The 16,960-nt window shown below is 74.4% G+C and carries 17 protein-coding genes; 10 read left to right on the top strand and 7 right to left on the bottom strand.

The window, feature by feature from the left end:
- Positions 1–230: 230 nt before the first annotated feature.
- Both AC0B9F_RS12205 and AC0B9F_RS12200 read left to right on the top strand, forming a co-directional pair.
- Positions 231–494, top strand: coding sequence for a WhiB family transcriptional regulator (locus AC0B9F_RS12205; RefSeq protein ID WP_472001527.1), 264 nt, complete (start codon positions 231–233; stop codon positions 492–494).
- Positions 495–794: 300 nt separating this feature from the next.
- Entirely contained in the window at positions 795–2,558 is a 1,764-nt protein-coding gene (locus AC0B9F_RS12200; RefSeq protein WP_472001525.1) for a PP2C family protein-serine/threonine phosphatase, read from the top strand.
- 36 nt (positions 2,559–2,594) lie between these two features.
- Here AC0B9F_RS12200 and AC0B9F_RS12195 read toward each other — a convergent pair whose 3' ends face one another.
- Positions 2,595–3,278, bottom strand: coding sequence for a TMEM175 family protein (locus tag AC0B9F_RS12195; protein ID WP_472001523.1), 684 nt, complete (start codon positions 3,276–3,278; stop codon positions 2,595–2,597).
- A gap of 243 nt (positions 3,279–3,521) precedes the next feature.
- Between AC0B9F_RS12195 and AC0B9F_RS12190 the strand changes: the two genes are divergently transcribed.
- From AC0B9F_RS12190 to AC0B9F_RS12180, 3 genes are all read left to right on the top strand, one after another.
- Positions 3,522–3,716 carry a hypothetical protein gene (locus AC0B9F_RS12190; RefSeq protein WP_472001521.1) on the top strand — a complete coding sequence of 65 codons (195 nt, stop codon included), beginning with the start codon at positions 3,522–3,524 and terminating at the stop codon, positions 3,714–3,716.
- A gap of 169 nt (positions 3,717–3,885) precedes the next feature.
- Positions 3,886–4,533: a LamG domain-containing protein gene (locus AC0B9F_RS12185; RefSeq protein ID WP_472001519.1), complete on the top strand. Its 648-nt coding sequence runs from the start codon at positions 3,886–3,888 to the stop codon at positions 4,531–4,533.
- 46 nt (positions 4,534–4,579) lie between these two features.
- Positions 4,580–5,401 (top strand): ATP-grasp domain-containing protein, encoded by an 822-nt coding sequence (locus AC0B9F_RS12180; RefSeq protein ID WP_472001517.1) that lies wholly within the window; start codon positions 4,580–4,582, stop codon positions 5,399–5,401.
- Between the two features lie 19 nt (positions 5,402–5,420).
- Here the strand turns inward: AC0B9F_RS12180 and AC0B9F_RS12175 are convergent, their stop codons facing one another.
- The 4 genes from AC0B9F_RS12175 to AC0B9F_RS12160 are packed head-to-tail and all read right to left on the bottom strand — an operon-like array spanning position 5,421 to position 10,247.
- Positions 5,421–6,407 carry a DUF5914 domain-containing protein gene (locus tag AC0B9F_RS12175; protein WP_472001515.1) on the bottom strand — a complete coding sequence of 329 codons (987 nt, stop codon included), beginning with the start codon at positions 6,405–6,407 and terminating at the stop codon, positions 5,421–5,423.
- On the bottom strand, positions 6,404–7,432 hold the full coding sequence (locus AC0B9F_RS12170; RefSeq protein WP_472001513.1) for a phytoene/squalene synthase family protein: 1,029 nt from the start codon (positions 7,430–7,432) through the stop codon (positions 6,404–6,406). The genes AC0B9F_RS12175 and AC0B9F_RS12170 overlap by 4 nt, the downstream gene beginning before the upstream one ends.
- Positions 7,429–8,964: a phytoene desaturase family protein gene (gene crtI, locus AC0B9F_RS12165; protein ID WP_472001511.1), complete on the bottom strand. Its 1,536-nt coding sequence runs from the start codon at positions 8,962–8,964 to the stop codon at positions 7,429–7,431. The genes AC0B9F_RS12170 and crtI overlap by 4 nt, the downstream gene beginning before the upstream one ends.
- Positions 8,961–10,247: a polyprenyl synthetase family protein gene (locus AC0B9F_RS12160; RefSeq protein ID WP_472001509.1), complete on the bottom strand. Its 1,287-nt coding sequence runs from the start codon at positions 10,245–10,247 to the stop codon at positions 8,961–8,963. Before AC0B9F_RS12160 ends, crtI begins: the two co-directional genes overlap by 4 nt.
- A gap of 235 nt (positions 10,248–10,482) precedes the next feature.
- Here AC0B9F_RS12160 and AC0B9F_RS12155 point away from each other — a divergent pair, with 235 nt between their 5' ends.
- The 4 genes from AC0B9F_RS12155 to AC0B9F_RS12140 all read left to right on the top strand — a co-directional run bounded on the left by AC0B9F_RS12155 (position 10,483) and on the right by AC0B9F_RS12140 (position 14,918).
- Positions 10,483–11,673, top strand: coding sequence for a lycopene cyclase family protein (locus AC0B9F_RS12155; RefSeq protein ID WP_472002125.1), 1,191 nt, complete (start codon positions 10,483–10,485; stop codon positions 11,671–11,673).
- A gap of 49 nt (positions 11,674–11,722) precedes the next feature.
- Entirely contained in the window at positions 11,723–12,442 is a 720-nt protein-coding gene (locus tag AC0B9F_RS12150) for a class I SAM-dependent methyltransferase (protein WP_472001507.1), read from the top strand.
- Positions 12,443–12,564: 122 nt separating this feature from the next.
- Complete coding sequence (locus AC0B9F_RS12145) at positions 12,565–14,265, top strand: FAD-dependent oxidoreductase (RefSeq protein ID WP_472001505.1); 1,701 nt, start codon at positions 12,565–12,567, stop codon at positions 14,263–14,265.
- 44 nt (positions 14,266–14,309) lie between these two features.
- Positions 14,310–14,918 carry a hypothetical protein gene (locus AC0B9F_RS12140; RefSeq protein WP_472001502.1) on the top strand — a complete coding sequence of 203 codons (609 nt, stop codon included), beginning with the start codon at positions 14,310–14,312 and terminating at the stop codon, positions 14,916–14,918.
- Positions 14,919–15,021: 103 nt separating this feature from the next.
- Here AC0B9F_RS12140 and AC0B9F_RS12135 read toward each other — a convergent pair whose 3' ends face one another.
- A complete protein-coding gene (locus tag AC0B9F_RS12135; protein WP_472001500.1) occupies positions 15,022–15,234 on the bottom strand; it encodes a helix-turn-helix domain-containing protein in 213 nt (70 codons plus the stop codon).
- A gap of 91 nt (positions 15,235–15,325) precedes the next feature.
- Positions 15,326–16,522 (bottom strand): spore photoproduct lyase family protein, encoded by a 1,197-nt coding sequence (locus tag AC0B9F_RS12130; protein WP_472001497.1) that lies wholly within the window; start codon positions 16,520–16,522, stop codon positions 15,326–15,328.
- Between the two features lie 278 nt (positions 16,523–16,800).
- Here AC0B9F_RS12130 and AC0B9F_RS12125 point away from each other — a divergent pair, with 278 nt between their 5' ends.
- Positions 16,801–16,947 carry a hypothetical protein gene (locus tag AC0B9F_RS12125; protein WP_472001495.1) on the top strand — a complete coding sequence of 49 codons (147 nt, stop codon included), beginning with the start codon at positions 16,801–16,803 and terminating at the stop codon, positions 16,945–16,947.
- The last annotated feature ends 13 nt before the right edge of the window (positions 16,948–16,960 follow it).

The following is a 16,960-nucleotide window of genomic DNA, read 5'->3' as shown; positions in this document are numbered from 1 at the left end:
CCCAGCGTTGACCAAGGTCGCTGCACCACGCGCGCGCCGCCGGAATACTCCGACCGGCTGTCCACTGAAGCCCAGGAAAGAACAAACAGTTTATATCTGGACAAAACTGTCATCGCCCCCCTAGCTTGAGTGCCACCTTTGCCGGGTGAACGACGTACGACACTCCGGACGGCTCGGCCGGCCGCACGGCTGCCGGCTGCCGCCGGTCGACCCGCCGTGGGGAGGAAGCCGTGAACTGGCTCGACCTGGCCGCCTGTCGATTCGAGGACCCTGAACTCTTCTTTCCGCTCACCGAGGACGGGGCGTCCCTGCCCCAGATAGAGCGGGCCCGGCAGATCTGCCACCGCTGCCCCGTCATCCGCGAGTGCCGCACCTCGGCGGTCCGGCACGGCGAGAGCGACGGCGTGTGGGGAGGACTGACGGCCCGTCAACGCAAGGCGCTCTCCGTGAAGTCGGCGGATCGGCGGGCCCGCGCTCCGGGCGACCCCGGCTGACGTGACGCGGGGCGAGGAGCAGCGCGAGGCGCACGGTACCTTCCGCCCGCGTGGCCGCCCGACGCCGTCCGCACTGGATCGGCCCGACGCCGTCCGCGCTGGAGGAGTGGCCGGTGGAGCACCCCGACATCACGGCTCGTCCCTCCCGTCCCGTGCCGTCGACTCCGGCTCCGGCCCCTGCTCCGGTTGCGGCCGAACGGCCTCGCACGCTCACCCCGCAAGGACGTACGGTTGGCGGTCAGCGAGCCGACGAGGCGCCATGGACCCGGGGGCCGCGCGGAACAGTCGAGGAGCCGTCACATGGCAGGGCCCAAGGACACCCGGCGCACGGGTGCGTCGCCGAGACCCACCGTCCCGGACGAGCTGGTCGCACGGCTCGAGGCCATCGGGACCGGCGCCTACGTCGTGGACGCGCAGGGCTGCATCCTCGCCGTCAACACGCGCGCGGCGGCGCTGCTCGCCCGGCCCGAGGAAGATCTCCTGGGGCACGACGCGCACGACCTGCTCCACCGCGACCTGCACGGGCAGCCGATCGCGAGGACGCAGTGCTCCATGCGGCACGCCTTCCTCGAAGGGCGCCCCGCGGCGGCGGAGCGCGACTACTTCGCCCGCGGAGACGGCGTCCTGCTGCCGATCGGCTGGCACATCGCGCCGTACTACGTCGGCCAGGAGCTGACCGGCACCCTGGTCCTGTTCCACGCGGCGGGCCGCACGGCCGGCGGGCCCCGGTCCGAAGGCGCCGTCGAGCCGCTCACGGAGCTGGAACGGCTGGCGCTGCTGGCCGAGACCACCACGCGGCTCACCTCCACCCTCGACGTCGACGAGGCGCTGGACCGGCTGGTGCGGCTGGTCGTGCCCCGGCTGGCGGACTGGGCCGTCATCGACCTGATCACGGAACGCGACGAGGTCTGGCGCAGCACGGTGGTGCACGGCGACCGTGACGGCCTCACCCATCTGGAGGACCTCCAGGGCCCGATGCCGCCGATCCCGCAGGAGTCGCCCATGCCGCTGTCCCGGGCCCTGCGCGGCGTCTCCTCCACCATCGCCGGACCGCACACGTACCAGGGGGAGCCGGACTCCGGCATCGCCGTCGAGCAGCGCCGCCTGTTCGATGCCACCGGGATACATTCAGCCGCCATCGCACCCATCCGCAGCACCCGCGAGGTCCTGGGCGCCCTGACCCTCGGGCGGGCGGCCAACCCGCTGCCCTTCACCACCGCCGACCTGCCGCTGCTGGAGGACATCGCGCGCCGCGCCGGGCTCGCCCTGGACAACGCGCGCCTGTACCAGCGCCAGCGCAAGGTCGCCGAGACGATGCAGAAGCACCTGCTGCCCCAGATGCCTCAGGTGCCCCACCTGCGGATGACGGTCCGCTACCTGCCCGCACCGCACGCCTCACAGGTCGGCGGCGACTGGTACGACGCCTTCCCGCTGTCGGACGGTGCCACCGCCCTGGCCATCGGGGACGTCGTCGGACACGACCTGGAGGCCGCGGCCGGCATGGCGCAGGTGCGCAACATGCTCCGCGCCTACGCCTGGTCCCAGCAGGAACCCCCCAGCCGGGTCGTGGCACGCCTTGACCGCGCGGTGCAGCACATCACCGAGGTCACCATGGCCACCCTGCTCTTCGCCCGCCTCGAACGCGCGGACACCGGTCACTGGACGCTGACCTGGACCAACGCCGGTCACCCGCCGCCCCTGCTGCTGAGCCGGGACGGCCTGGCCGAGTACCTCACCGGCGCGCACGGCATCCTGCTGGGCACCGGCGGCGGCGTCGCCCCGCGGGTCGACGCCACGGTCACCCTTCCGCCGGGCTGCACCCTGGTGATGTACACCGACGGCCTGATCGAGGAACGGGGCCACTCCCTGGACGAGGGGCTCCAGCGCCTGCGCCGGCACGCCGCCGCCCTCGTCCACCGCCCGCTCGACTCGTTCACCGACCAGCTGCTGAGCCGCGTCCGCCCCGCCGACAACGACGACGACGTCGCTCTGCTGGCGCTGCGCACCCCCCTGGACGGCGAGGGCGATCCGGGGTGGACGGTGCAGCGCCGCACGGGTGAGTGAGCGGCCGGCGCCCTCCCCGGCACGATCGTGCCGCGCTCACCCCCGGCCCGGTCCGCCGGCCGAGGGGGAACGGCGTACCGGTGCGAGCTGGTCGAAGCAGTAGTAGACGGCGATCAGCGCGTGTGTGGCGAGCATGGCGACGGGACTGACGTAGGCGAGGGCGACGGTGGCCAGGTAGCACAGCCCCCCGATGCCGAAGCGGCGCAGCGCGGCGCGCAGATCCGCCGGTGCGACGGGCGTGCGCAGAGCCCGCGCGTCGCGGGTGAAGGACAGCATGAGCAGGGAGAAGGCGATGCCCATGACCACCATCGTCGCGGCGTAGATCGCGGCCGCCGTCTGCGCGTCGGCGTGCCGCGCGGTCAGATAGGTGGCCAGCAGGCGGGTGGGGAACGGGATGACGGAGACGGCGAGCAGCAGGAAGAGGTTGGCGAACAGCGTCCGGCGGTCCACCCGGTGCGCGAGGCCGCACAGGGCGTGGTGGTTGATCCAGATGATGCCGATGACCAGGAAGCTGACCAGGTACGCGAAATAGGCGGGCCACTGGTGGGCGAGCGCGTGCGCGAGCGACTCGCCGTGCAGCGTGTCGGGCTCCGGCACCCGCAGGTCCAGTACGAGCAGCGTGATGGCGATGGCGAACACGCCGTCGCTGAAGGCCTCCAGACGCGCGGTGCTGAAGTCGGTGGCGCTGCGGCGCTCGGAAGCGCCGGGCTCGGCGGTCATGTGGGCTCCGATGGGGGAGAGGACGGGGTGGATCCGGTCCGTCCCGTCCCACCCGGGAGGGGCGAGACCGCCGCGCCGGCACCTCGCACGCCGCATCCGACGGAGCGGAACGCGGTGAAGTCGCACTGCGAGGGTACCGGCAGAAGACGTGTACATGTCTGCCCGGGAGGGGCCGATGGAAGTGGTGAAGCAGTTGCGGCAGCTCAGGACCGTGTACGCCTGGGGTGCGGCCGCCTGGACCGGGTGCCTGCTGCTCACCCTCGTGGGGAGGGCGGGACGGCACGGCAGACGGTGCTGCTGCTGGTGCTCCTCGCCGCCTTTCTGACGCTGCTGCTGTGGTCGACCTGGTGCCTGTGGGAGACCGGGACGATCCGTGCGGCGAAGCGCCCCGAGTCCCTGACCGGCGTCGCGCCGCCGGGCGGGGCAGGCGAGAGGTGACCGAGGGGGATCACCGCGATGACGTACGTCCTCTGACGGAGGGTCAGGCAGCTCGTCACACGATCGGGTGAAGGAGGGCCTTGTGCGTCCGCTCGCCGCATGACCGTCGCCGCTCGGGGCATGACCCCGTCAACGCCGCGGAGAGCGGCGGGCGAAGGGAGCGTGCGGTGTGAGCGACCCCGTCTTCGTCGCGGACTTCTCCTCCGACCGCCAGTGGGTCGCGGGGCGCTCCTGGGCCTACCCGGACGGCGGCCCCACCAACCCGGGCGACGACAAACTCGACCATCTCACCGCCGATCCCGCCTACTCCCGCACCGGCACGTTCCGCGCCACACGCCGGTCCGACGGCCTGTGGGACACCGGCCTGCTGACCACGGAGGACAGCGCCGAGGGGTTCATGGTGCGCACCGGCGACCGCCTGGAGACCCGCGTTCGGCTGCCCGTCGGACAGGGCGCCTGGCCGGCGATCTGGACCTGGCGCGACGGCGGCAACGAGGTGGACGCGTTCGAGTACCACCCCGACCACCCCGACCTCCTGGAGCTGACCAACCACGTGCGTCCGGGCGGCAGTTACGTCCACGACGACGCCGTCCGGCCCGGCGCGGTCGTCGACCTCGCCGTGACGTTCGGCAGACGCGACGTCGTCTGGCAGCTGAACGGACGCCAGGTCTTCGCCGACGGCCGCGGGGTGGGCTCCCGCTGGCACGCCCACCTGATCGTCAACCTGTCCGTCTGCGCGGGCCGCTACCACCCGCCACCCGAGCCCACGGCCGACGAGCTGTCCTACGCGGTGGAGAGCCTGGTCGTGCGCCGGTGACGGGGCGTCCCGGTAGGGTGGTGGGCCGCCGACCCAGGAGCAGCCCGTGCCCGCCCGCCCCCGACTGCTGTTCGTGACCGACCTCGCCTACCAGGCCCGTGGGCGCCGCTACTGCGACGAGGACATCTTCCTGTCGGCGCGGCTGCGCGAGGACTTCGGCATCGCGCTGTGCCACCCGCTGGACGCCGCCGCCCTCATGGACGCCTTCGACGCGGTCGTCGTCCGCAACAGCGGCCCCGTGCTGCACTACCAGAAGCAGTACGACGCCTTCCGCGCCCAGGCCCTCGCCCGCGGCACCCGGGTGTACAACCCGCTGACCGGCCGCGGCGACATGGCCGGCAAGCAGTACCTGCTGGAGCTCACGGCCGCCGGATTCCCCGTCATCCCCACCGTCGACCGGCCCGAGGACCTCCCTCACCTGCCGGACACCGACCGGTACGTGGTCAAGCCGAAGACCGGCGCGGACTCCGTGGGCCTCACCGTCGTGCCCCGGGACGGGCTCGACGGGATCACCTACGGCGACGTCCTGGTCCAGCCCCGCGTCGACTTCCGCCACGAGGTGTCCTTCTACTACGTCGACGACGCCTTCCAGTACGCCCTGTACGCCCCCGACCCCGACCGGCGCTGGATCCTCGAGCCCTACGAGGCGAGCGCGGCCGACCTCGGCTTCGCCCGCCGCTTCATCGACTGGAACACCCTCGCCCACGGCATCCAGCGGGTGGACGCCTGCCGTACCCAGGAGGGCGACCTGCTGCTGGTGGAGCTGGAAGACCTCAACCCCTACCTGTCCCTGGACCGCGTCGACGAGCCGGTCCGTGACGCCTTCGTCAGCAGCATGACGTCCTCCCTGCGGCGCTTCCTGGACTGACGGGACGCGCGGGGCCGTTTCAGCCGGGGAAGCGGCCGGTGGAGCGCAGCTCCCAGCGGCGTTCGGCATAGGCGAGGTCGTCGCGCCACAGGCGCCCCGACGCGGCGCGCATCAGCGGACGCAGCAACGGGGCCGCCCGGCGGGCGACGGCGAAGCCGCGGCGGCCGGAGGCGGCCAGCACCGCCTCCACGACCGCCGTGCGCGGCCGGCCGTGCCCGTCCACGCCGAGCGGCGTGGCGTGCGTCTCGACGACCGACCCTTCCCCCTCGCCCCGCGTGATGTGCATGACGACGGTGCGCGGACCGGGGGCGGTGAACACCGCCCGCACCGGCACCACCAGCCGCCCCGCGACCTTGAACGACACGTCCACGGTGAAGGCGCCGTCGCCGTCCTCGGGGGAGCCGGCCACGGTGAGGTCGACGAACGAGTACGGATGGAACCAGGCACCGTGCCACGGGTCCAGGCGGTTGGCCACCACGTCCTCGGGCTCGCAGACGCCCGTGGCGGTGTAGACGGCCGTCAGCGCGCGTCCGCGCTCGGGACGCCGGGGCACGACCGGGGCGTCCGTCGGCGGCTCCCCGCCGGCCGCGTCGAGGCGCACCCACACCAGCACGCCGTCGTCGTGCACCGGCAGCGGCGTCCAGCCCGCGTACAGGCGCCCGTCGAGGGCCAGGCCGTGCCAGTGACACACCAGGGTGCCGCAGCGCACCGGGCTGTCGCGCAGCGGCGCCCCCAGATGCGGGCACATCCCGGGCCCGCCCACGAGCCGGCCGTCGGCGCCGCGCCAGACGACCACCTCCTCACCCGCGACCGTGCGCGCCAGGGGGCGCTCGCCGCGCACCGCTGCGGACGCGCCGACGACGTACCAGTTGCCCGAGGGACGTGCCCCGGCGCGTTTCAGGGCGTCGGCGATCACCGCCGGTCTGGCGTCGCGCCAGGTGGGCCGCTGACGCTCCCACGGCACAGGGCTGCGGCGCAGCGACAGGGGGATACGGCGGGGGCTCACGCGACCTCCTCCGGCACGGGCCGGCCGGCCCGCACGCGCGTGACGGCGGACAGGCGCTTCGGCGCCGGGGGCACCGGGCCGTGGGACCGGCCCCGGGCGCGCAGCCGTGCGAGGGCCACCCGGGTCAGGCCGTCGGCGGCGACCACGGCACGGCGGCGGCGCGGCACCACCGCACGGCGGTGCAGCACGGCGTAGCCGTCCTCGGCGACGGCGTCGAGGATGCCGCCGTACAGGACGAACGCGGTACGGATGCAGGGGCGTGAGACCGGGTCGAGCAGGGCGATCCCCGGCGCGGCCTCCCGGTACACGCCTCGGGTCAGCGCCGCGAACTCCTCCAGCGCGGCGGTGATCCGGCGGTCGCGGCGCCCGAAGTCACGGCTCCACCGCAGCAGTTCACCGTCGACGCCATGACCGGCGAGGAGATCCGCGGGCAGGTAGACGCGGCCGCGGTCCAGGTCCTCGCCCACGTCCCGCAGGAAGTTGCTCAACTGGAAGGCGACGCCCAGCGCGGCGGCGTGCGGCGCGGCCACCTCGCGCGGCGCCACCGTCCCCAGGACCGGCAGCATCTGCAACCCGATCACGGCGGCGGAGCCGTGCATGTAGCGGCGCAGGTCGGCGTAGGTGGCGTACTGCGTGACCGTGAGGTCGCAGCGCATCGCGGTCATGAAGTCGCGGAAATGCGCGTGATCGATGCCGTAGCGGCGGGCCGTGTCGGCGACGGCCAGCACCACCGGCTCCTCGCTGCGCCCGTCCCGCAACCCCCTCGCCAGGGCGCTGTCCAGCTCTGCCAGCGCCTCGACGCGGGCCGCGGTGTCCGTGGCCGGGTCGAGCGCGTCGATGATGTCGTCGGCCCAGCGCGCGAAGCCGTACAGGGCGTGCACGGCGGGCCTGCGTTCGACGGGCAGCAGCCGGGTGGCGAGGAAGTACGTCTTGCCGTGCCGCGCGTTGAGGGCGCGGCAGCGACGGTAGGCCGCACGCAGCGCCGGGTCCACGATGCCCGCCGCGTCCAGTTCCCGGTCGGTCATACGGTGCTCTCCTTCGACGGGGCCGGGCGGGCACCGGCCGCGATACGGGACGCCGGGCCGGTGACGCGGGCGGCGGCGAGCTTGCCGGACACCAGGACGGTGGGCACGCCGACTCCCGGGGTGGTGCCGCAGCCGGCGAGGACGGCGTTCTCGGTGCCGCGCACCAGGTTGCGGGGCCGGAACGGGCCGGTCTGGGCGAAGGTGTGGGCCGCGGAGAAGGGCGTACCGGCGGCGTGTCCCTGCGCCTGCCAGGCCGCCGGAGTGACCAGGCACTCCTCCTCGATCGCGTCCTCGATGCCGTCCAGCCCGCGCCGCTCCAGCTCCCGCAGCAGCGTCGCCCGGTAGCGGGGTGCCAGGTCGCCCCACGCGGCGGCCCCCGGGCCGATGTCGGTGTTCGGGCAGGGCGCGAGGATGTAGTGCAGATGACGGCCCGGCGGAGCGAGCCCGGGATCGGTCGCGGTGGGACGGGTGACGAGTAGGGACGGATCGCTCATCAGCCGCCCCGTGCGCGTCAGTTCGTCGAACGTGCCCCGCCAGGCCGCCCCGAACGACAGGGTGTGGTGCGCCAGCTGCGGCCAGGTGCGGTCCGTGCCGGCGTGCAGCACGACCGCGGACGGGGAGTGGCGCAGCCGCACCGGACGCCGGGGCCGGCGGCCGAGCAGCCGGTAGGCGACGGGCAGGTCGGGGGTGAGGACGACCGCGTCGCAGGGGATGCGGTCCTGGCCGGTGACGACCGCGGTGACCCGCGAGCCGGACCGCTCCAGCCGGGTCACCTCCTGACCGAACCGCAGCTCGGCGCCCGCGTCGGCGGCGGCGTCCGCCATCGCCCGCGGCAGGGCGTGCATGCCGCCCCGCGGGAAGTACACGCCGGCGACGGTGTCCATGTAGGCGATGACGGCGTACGCGGCCAGCGCCCGCGCCGGAGGCACTCCCGCGTACAGCGCCTGGAAGGAGAAGACCCGCCGCAGCCGCTCGTCATCCAGGAAACTGCCGATCCGCGCGTCGAGCCGGCCGAAACCGCCGAGCGCCGCCAGGCGGGCCAGGTCGGCGTTGAGCAGGCCGAGGGGCGAGTCGAAGTTGGCGTCGATGAAACGGCGCATCTGCACCCGGTACAGCCGCTCCAGCCAGGTCCGCAGCCGCCGGTACCCGGCCGCCTCACGGGCCCCGGCGAAGCGTTCCACCTCCGCCGCCATGGCGTCCCCGTCGGTGTGCACGTCCAGGGCGCTGCCGTCGGCGAAGCAGGCCCGGTACGCCGGATGCAGGGCGATCAGCTCCACCCGCCGGTACAGGCTGTCGCCGACGGCGGCGAACGCCTCGTCGGCCAGCTCCGGCATGGTCAGCACGGTGGGCCCGGTGTCGATGCCGTACCCGCCGAGTTCGAGACGTCCGGCCCGTCCTCCGGGCAGCGCGTCCCGTTCGACGACGGTGACCCGGCGCCCGGCGCCCAGCAGATGCAGGGCGGCCGCGAGTCCGGCGAGGCCCGCTCCCACGACCACCACATGGTCGGTACGGCCGGGCAGTCGACGTGTCATCGCCCCGGCTCCCGCGCGTCGAGGTCCGGCTCCGGAGCGGCCCCCGGGCCGCCCTCGGCGGTCCGGCGGAGCAGTTCCCGCAACCGGTTCCCGGCCGCCGGATCGAGCGACGCGCCGTCGAAGTGCCGCAGCCCCTGCGCCACCAGCCGGCCGATCTTCGTCTCGGCCACGGCCCGGGCGCCTGTCGCCTCCAGCACCTCCCGCACCTCGGCAAGGCCCGCGTCCGTCAACCCGGTGTCCCCGAGCGACCTCTCCAGCACCTCCAGGGCGCGGTCGTCGCCGGCTGCCGCGGCCCGCGCCCGGGCGAGGACCGTCAGATACGTCGGCTTGCCCTCACGAATGTCGGCGCCGCCGCTCTTCCCTGTCCGGCGGGGATCGCCGAAGACGTCGTCCAGGTCGTCCCGCAGCTGGAACGCCATGCCGGTACACCGCCCCGCGGCGTCCAGCGCCCGGACGGTGGCGTCGTCGGCGCCCGCCAGCGCGGCGCCCAGCGCCAGCGGGCGTGCCACGGAGTACAGGGCGCTCTTGAGGCACGCGGTGTGCAGGGCGCGCGGCAGAGCCTGCGCTGAGGTGACCTGACCGTGCACGTCCAGGTACTGGCCCGCCACCATCTCCGTGCGCAGGTCGCTCCACAGCCGCCGCACCGGCCGTACCGTCGACGCGGGGAGTTGCGTCTCGGCGACCAGGTCGTCCGCCCACGCGAGCGCCAGATCACCGGCCAGGATGCCGGCCGCCTCCCCGAACCGCCCGGCCCGCGCCGCCGGCGCCGAGGCGGCGTACCGGGCGCGCAGGTCTGCGTGGAGCGCGGGCCGGCCCCGCCGCAGCAGCGCCCCGTCCATGACGTCGTCGTGCACCAGGGCGCACGTCTGCAGCAGTTCCAGCGCCGCGCCCAGGCGCAGGGCCGCGGCGGCACTCGCGCGGTCGCCGCCGCCGCAGGCGCGCAGCGACCACCACAGCAGCTGGGAGCGGGTGCGTTTGCCGCCGGCCCGGGTGAAGTCGGCGACGCGCGCCGCGATGTCCGTGGCGAACAGATCGTCCACGGCGTGCGCGCGGGCGACGCGCTCGGTGAGGACGCCGTCGAGGACCCGCCCGACGGCGGCGGGCACATCGGCGTCGACCTCACGTACGTCGCAGAGCTCCGCCGGACCCGTGCTGCCGGCCTCGTCCGCCGGGCCACTCACGTCGTCCGGGCGCGTCCGTCCGGGCGATCCCGGCACCGCGAGCAGGCGCGGGACGGGCGGCGGCGCGCCGCCGTGGTGTTCCTTCGCCTGTGTGGGGCTCATCCCGCTTCCTCTCGTCGTGAACGCGATGCACTCCGTCGCCACATGCTTCGGCGGGTCCGCCGGACCCGGATGCGGCAACGTCCGACCATGTGTGCGCCGACCGCCGCGCGATGTCCTTTCCCCGGCCCGCTGCCGGGGCAACGGCGGATCACCGCAGACGAGTGACCCGCATCCGTTCGGGCACACGGGCGGGAACACCGGCAGGCGGGGCGGACAGGTGGCGGCAGAAGGAGGCCTGGTGCTGGAGTCGGAGGTGGCGGTGGTCGGGGCCGGAGCCGCGGGACTGTCCCTGGCCCACCGGCTGAACGGACACGCGCCGGGGCTGCGGACGCCGTCCGTGGTCCTGGTCGACGCTCCGCCCGGTCCGCTGCGCCCGCCGCGCCGCACCTGGTGCTTCTGGGAGCGCGGGCGGGGCCGGTTCGACGCCGCGGTGACGGCCCACTGGGAGCGGCTGCGGGTGCGTCCGCCCGCGGGCACCCCGATCGAGGACGACCTCGCGCCGCTGCGGTACAAGATGATCCGCTCCGACGACTTCGAGGACCTCGTCGGCCGGGAACTGGCGGACAGCCCCAACGTCCGCCGCCTGCAGGCCACCGTGGAGACGGTGGAGGACGTCACCGGCGGCGCCCGTGTGCACCTGCGGGAGGCGGACGGCACGCACCGCGTCCTGCACGCCCGCTGGGTCCTCGACTCCCGCCCCCTGGGCAGCCTGCCGGCCGCGCGCACCACTCTGCTCCAGCACTTCCACGGCTGGTTCGTCCGCACGTCCCGGCCCGTCTTCGACCCCGGCGTCGCGGAGCTGATGGACTTCCGCACCCCCCAGCCCGCCGACGGCCTGTCCTTCGGTTACGTCCTGCCCCTCGGACCGCACGAGGCACTCGTCGAGTACACCGAGTTCTCACCGCGGGCCCTGACCGCGAGCGGCTACGAGGCGGCGGTACGGCACTACGCCGACGACGTCCTGCGCCTCGGCGAGCGGGAGGTCCTCGCCACCGAGACCGGCGTCATCCCGATGACGGACGCCCCGATCGCCCGGCAGACCGGGGCGTCCGTCTTCCGCATCGGGGCCGCCGGGGGCGCCACCCGCCCCGCGACCGGATACACCTTCGCCGGCCTGCAACGTCAGACGCGGGCCGTCGCCGCGGCACTGCGCGCAGGGCGCCGCCCGCTGCCGCCGCCCGCCCACTCCGTGCGCTCCCGCGCCATGGACGCCGTACTGCTGCGCGCCCTCGCCACCGGCCGGGTCGACGGGCCCGCCCTGTTCTGCCGGCTCTTCGCCCAGATCCCCATGGGCCGCCTGCTGCGATTCCTCGACGGCGACACCCGCCTGCACGAGGACCTCGCCATCGGCCTGCGCACACCGATCCGCCCGATGCTCCACTCGGCGCTGGAACTGCCGTCCCTGCCCCGCCGCCCCTTCGACTGACGCCCCGCCCCCCAGTGCCCTTCCCCCACCTTCCGCCCTTGGAGACCGCATGACCCTGCTGCGCGACGAGGACCTCGCCGCCGCCTTCGACCACGCCTCCCGCAGCTACGACGCGCTGGTGGCCGCCAACCCCGGCTACCACGCCCACCTGCGGCGCTCGGTACGCAGGCTCGGTCTGCCCGGGCACGGCGAGGGACTGCGCCTGCTCGACCTCGGCTGCGGCACCGGCGCCTCGACCGCCGCGCTGCGCTCCGCCCTGCCGGCCGCGGACATCACAGCCGTCGACGCCTCCGCCGGCATGCTGGAACGGGCCGCCGCCAAGCCGTGGGCGGACGGCGTGACCTTCGTCCACGCACCGGCGGAACGCCTGGCCGAGGCGGGCGTCACAGGACCGTTCGACGCCGTCTTCGCGGCCTACCTGCTGCGCAACGTCGACGACCCCGACGCCGTACTGGCCGCCGTGCGCGAGCTGCTCGCGCCCGGCGGCCGGTTCGGCGTGCACGAGTACACCCTCAGCGGGCGTGCCGTGGACCGGGCGGTGTGGACCCTCGTGTGCCGCGGTGTCGTCCAGCCCGCGGGGGCGGTGCTCGGAGACGGCGCCCTCTACCGTCATCTGTGGCGCAGCGTCGTCGACTTCGACACCGCCGGCCGCTTCGCGGACCGTCTGCGCGGGGCCGGCTTCGACCACGTACGGGCTCTGCCCCTGCCGGGCTGGCAGACAGGCATCACCCACACGTTCGTCGCACGCCGCCCGGAGGGCACGCGGTGACCGGCGACCGCCGGACGAGTCGGGACCACTGGACGAGCCGGGACCGCTGGACGACCGGGGACCATCCGATGGCTGCGGACCGTCCGATGGCCGCGGGCCACCAGACGACCGAGAATCGCCCGATGACTGGGGACCGCCCCATGACGGGGGCCCAGCCGACGGCCGGGGACCACCCGACGGTCCGGGATCCGGCAGCGGCCGGGGCTCGCCCGATGCCCGACGCCCGCCCGGAGGCCCGGTCGGCCCGGTCGTCTCGGTCGGCCAGGTCGGCTCGACAGGCCCGGTCGGCCGCCGCGCGTCGTGGGCGGGACCGGCGGGCCCGCGTCCTGCCCGGCCCCGGGGGCGGCCGGCGCGTCGACGGCGCCCGGCCCACCGCCGCGGTCGTCGGCGGCGGCATCGCCGGGCTGGCCGCGGCGACGGCACTGGCCGAGCGCGGCGTGGCCGTCACCCTCTACGAGCGGCAGCCCTACCTCGGCGGACGTGTCGGGGGCTGGCCCACCCGGCTGCGGGACGGGACCCCGGTGACGATGAGCCGCGGCTTCCACGCCTTCTTCCGCCAGTACTACAACCTGCGCGGCCTGCTGCGCCGTACCGATCCCGCGCTGGAACGGCTCACCGGCCTGCCGGACTATCCGCTGCTGCACGCCGGCGGGACGCGGGACGGCTTCCGTCACGTCCCGCGCACCCCGCCGTTCAGCGCGCTCGGCTTCGCCCTGCTCAGCCCTTCCTTCGGGCTGCGTGACCTGCGGGCCCTGAACCCGGTCGCGGCGCTGCCCCTGTTCGACGTCCGCGTGCCCGACGTGTACGCCCGTCTCGACGACATCAGCGCCCACGATTTCCTGGACGCCGTCCGCTTCCCGGAAAAGGCCCGGCACCTGGCCTTCGAGGTGTTCTCCCGTAGCTTCTTCGCCGACCCGCGGCACCTGTCGGCGGCCGAGCTGGCGCTGATGTTCCACATCTACTTCCTCGGTTCCGCCGAGGGCCTGCTGTTCGACGTGCCCCGCGCACCCTTCCCGGCCGCCCTGTGGGACCCGCTCGCCGCCTACCTGGAGGGGCACGGTGCCGCGGTGCGCACTGCCACCTCCGTCGAGCACGTCGCGCCGGCACGGGACGGCGGTCACCGGATCACCACCGACGGGGACGAGACCCATCACGACGGCGTCGTCCTCGCTCTGGACACCGGCGGACTGCGTTCCCTCGTCGCCCGCTCGGACCGGCTGGGCGACGCCGCCTGGCGTGAGCGGATCGCACGACTGCGCACCGCACCACCGTTCCTGGTCACCCGCCTGTGGCTGGACCGGCCCGTCGCCGCCGACCGGCCGGGCTTCCTGGGCACCAGCGGATTCGGCACCCTCGACAACGTCAGCGTCCTGGAACGCTGGGAGGACGAGGCCACCCGCTGGGCCGCGCGCACCGGAGGTTCCGTGATGGAGCTGCACGCGTACGCGGTACGGCCGCAGTCGCCCCGCGACGTGGAGGAGAAGCGCCTCGTCGAGCAACTGCACCGCGTCTACCCCGAGACCCGCGCGGCCACGGTCGTCGACAGCCGCCACGAGTGGCGCGAGGACTGCCCGCTGTTCCCGGTGGGCGGCTACCAGGACCGGCCCACCGTGCGCACCCCCGACCCGAGTCTGGCGGTGGCCGGCGACCTGGTCCGCACCGACCTGCCCGTGGCGCTGATGGAACGAGCGGCGACGACCGGCTTCCAGGCCGCCAACGCCCTGCTGCGGCAATGGGGCCTGCGGGGCCAGACCCTGTGGACGGTCCCGGACCGCGGCCGCAACGCCGTACTGCGGGGCCTGGCGCGGCGGGTGAGCGGGTGAGGGGAGTCGCTTGAGGGGCCGGGGCTCCTTATAAGGTCCGCTTCGTGGGAACGGACATCGACGGAGCGATCGAGTGCCGAGAGAACAATCATGGCTGGCAGGTCGAGGCCGATGTGCTCGACTTCCGCCTGGGACGGGACGGCGACGCATGGGGGTGTCTGTTCGACGTCCGCGGGAGGGAGAACATCGACCGCCCGCTCTTCGCGCACCGCGGACTGCCCGACGATGTCTCCGACGTGGTACGGGAGAGCGCCGAGGGCGACTACCAGCACGGGCACACCCATGCCACCTGGGCCGACGTGAGGGCGGCCGACTGGGACGCCCCGATCACCGACGGGCCCGCCTGGTACTGGGCCGGCGAGTGGCGGGACGGCGAGCACGGACTCGTGTTCCACGACGTCGTCCCGGCCACGCCCGACCTGTGTGACGCGGCGGCCGACGCCTTCGGCGGGCACCTCTCGCTCGCCCCGTCCGAGTGGCCGCCGGGCGGCGAGGTGCGGCTGGACGGCGCCGTGTACCGCCCTGTCGTCCTCACGGCCCGGATGCTCGCGCCGCCGGACGAGGAGCCCTGGGCCCCGCTCTGGGCGGCGATGCGCGACCTCGCGGGCGTGTACGGGGACGACAACGTGCGGCTGGTCGTGTGGTTCGGCTGACCGGGCGGGCCGTCGGGGGGCGGACCGAGCCGTCCGGGTGGCGGTCCGGGCCTCGGGTGGTCGGCCTGTCGGCCACGGCCCCGCCGGCGGGGCCGGCCGGCTCTCAGCCCGCCGACCGGGCCGCGCGGGCGCGCACGTCGCCGCCCCGGGCCCTGAGCGGTACGCCCGACTCGCACAGCACCCGGTGCACGAAGCCGTACGAGCGGCCGTGGGCCTCCGCTATCGCGCGGATCGAGCGCCCCTCCTCGTACTCCCTCTTCAGCACCTCGGCCAGCTCCCTGCGCGCCACACCCGTGACCCACTTCCGCTTGTCCACGAAGATCTCCTCTCGCGACGACGAACGTGATCACCGGTTGCCCTCGTCGTCGCGATCCATGTCGCCGATCCCGTGTCAGGAACCGGCCCCGCTAGAACGCGTACCGGATCCGCAGCCAGGGGGCGTGGGCGGCGACGAGGCCGCGGAGAGTGTCCACCGCCTCGGCCTTGACACCGTTGCGGTAGCGGACGTTCAGCGCGCCGTTCTGCGAGCGTTTGACCTGCTGGAGGCCGGGCTGCCAGAGCAGTTCCTCCCCCTGGGGGTGCCAGCCGAGGTTGACCTCGTGCAGGCCCTCGTTGTGGGTGAGCATGATCACCTCGGCCGCCGCCTGCCGTTTGACCGCGTCCGGCAGCACGTCGTCGAGGTGTCCGAACAGCTCGCCCCACGCCGCCTGCCAGCCGGGCCGCAGCACCACGGGGGAGAGGTTGAAGTGCACCTCGTAGCCCGCCTCGAGGAAGTCCCCGGCGGCGGCGATGCGGTCGGCGATCGGCGAGGTGCGCAGATCCAGCAGGCGGGAGTCGTCCGCCGGCATCAGGGAGAACCGGATGCGGGTACGGCCGCGCGGGTCGTAGGCCAGCAGGTCCGTATTGACGAACTTCGTCGCGAACGACGCTTTGGCCGTGGGCCAGTGCCGGAAGGCGTGCACCAGGTCGGCCGTGTTGTCGCAGATCAGCGCGTCCACCGAGCAGTCGCCGTTCTCCCCGATGTCGTAGACCCAGGCCGTGTCGTCGCACTGGTTCGGCTCGGGCTTGCTGCCCTGGCGCGCGATGTGCCGGCCGAGGTGGGCGATGATCCGGTCGATGTTGGTGAAGACGGTGACCGGATTGGCGTACCCCTTGCGGCGCGGCACATAGCAGTACGCGCAGGCCATCGCGCAGCCGTTCGAGGGGCCCGGGGCGATCCAGTCGGCCGACCGGCCGTTGGGACGGGTGGTGAGCGTCTTCTTCTCGCCCAGGACCAGGGTCTCGCCCTTGACGCGGACCCAGCGCTCGACGTTGCCCTCGTTGCCGTGCAGGCCGGGGATGCTCCAGTGGGACGCCACCTCGGTCACCCGGGCCCGCGGGAACCGGTCCAGGATCTGCCGGCCGCGGGGTGACGCGGCGGCCGCCGGCTCGGCGTAGATGTGCCGTACGGGCAGCAGCCGGCGGGCCGTGGTACTGGCGCGGAAGGCGTCCTCCCGTGGCCTTGGCCGGTCGGGGCCGGCGGCTCCGGCCGCGGCGCCCGGTGCGCCCAGGGCCTCCAGGCCGAACAGTGCGTCGGAGCCGTCGTCCGGTGCGGCGTGGGTCATGGAGGCTCCGGGGTGGCTCGCCCGCTGCGGCGCGTGGCTGTCGGTGCTGGTCGGTCCACTGTAGGACCGTCACGCACGCGATGCGGCGGCGCGCGAACACGCGCGCGTGGCCGCCCCCCCCCACGGGACGCGGCCGGGCCCACCCACCGGCCGCCCGCCGCGCGCTCGGGCAAGCCCCCGGCGATGCCCGGCTGAACGAGCGGCGGCCGGGTAGACGAGCGCTACGAACCCGGGGACCGAACCGCGGTCCCGCGACCCGGCGGAGGACAAGGAGCGTCATGGCCGGTGTGATGGAACGGATCAAGCAGTTCGCCCGCAGCCCGCAGGGCCGCCGCACGATGGAGCAGATCCGGCGCGAGGCCGCCGACCCGCGCCGGCGCGCCCAGGCCCAGCGCCTCTTCGAACGGCTCCGCTCCCGCCGGTGACGCGGACGCCTCC

Source organism: Streptomyces sp. NPDC097129 (assembly GCF_055668065.1).
The sequence above is the reverse complement of the archived record's forward strand: the minus strand, read 5'-3'. Positions and strand labels throughout refer to the sequence as shown.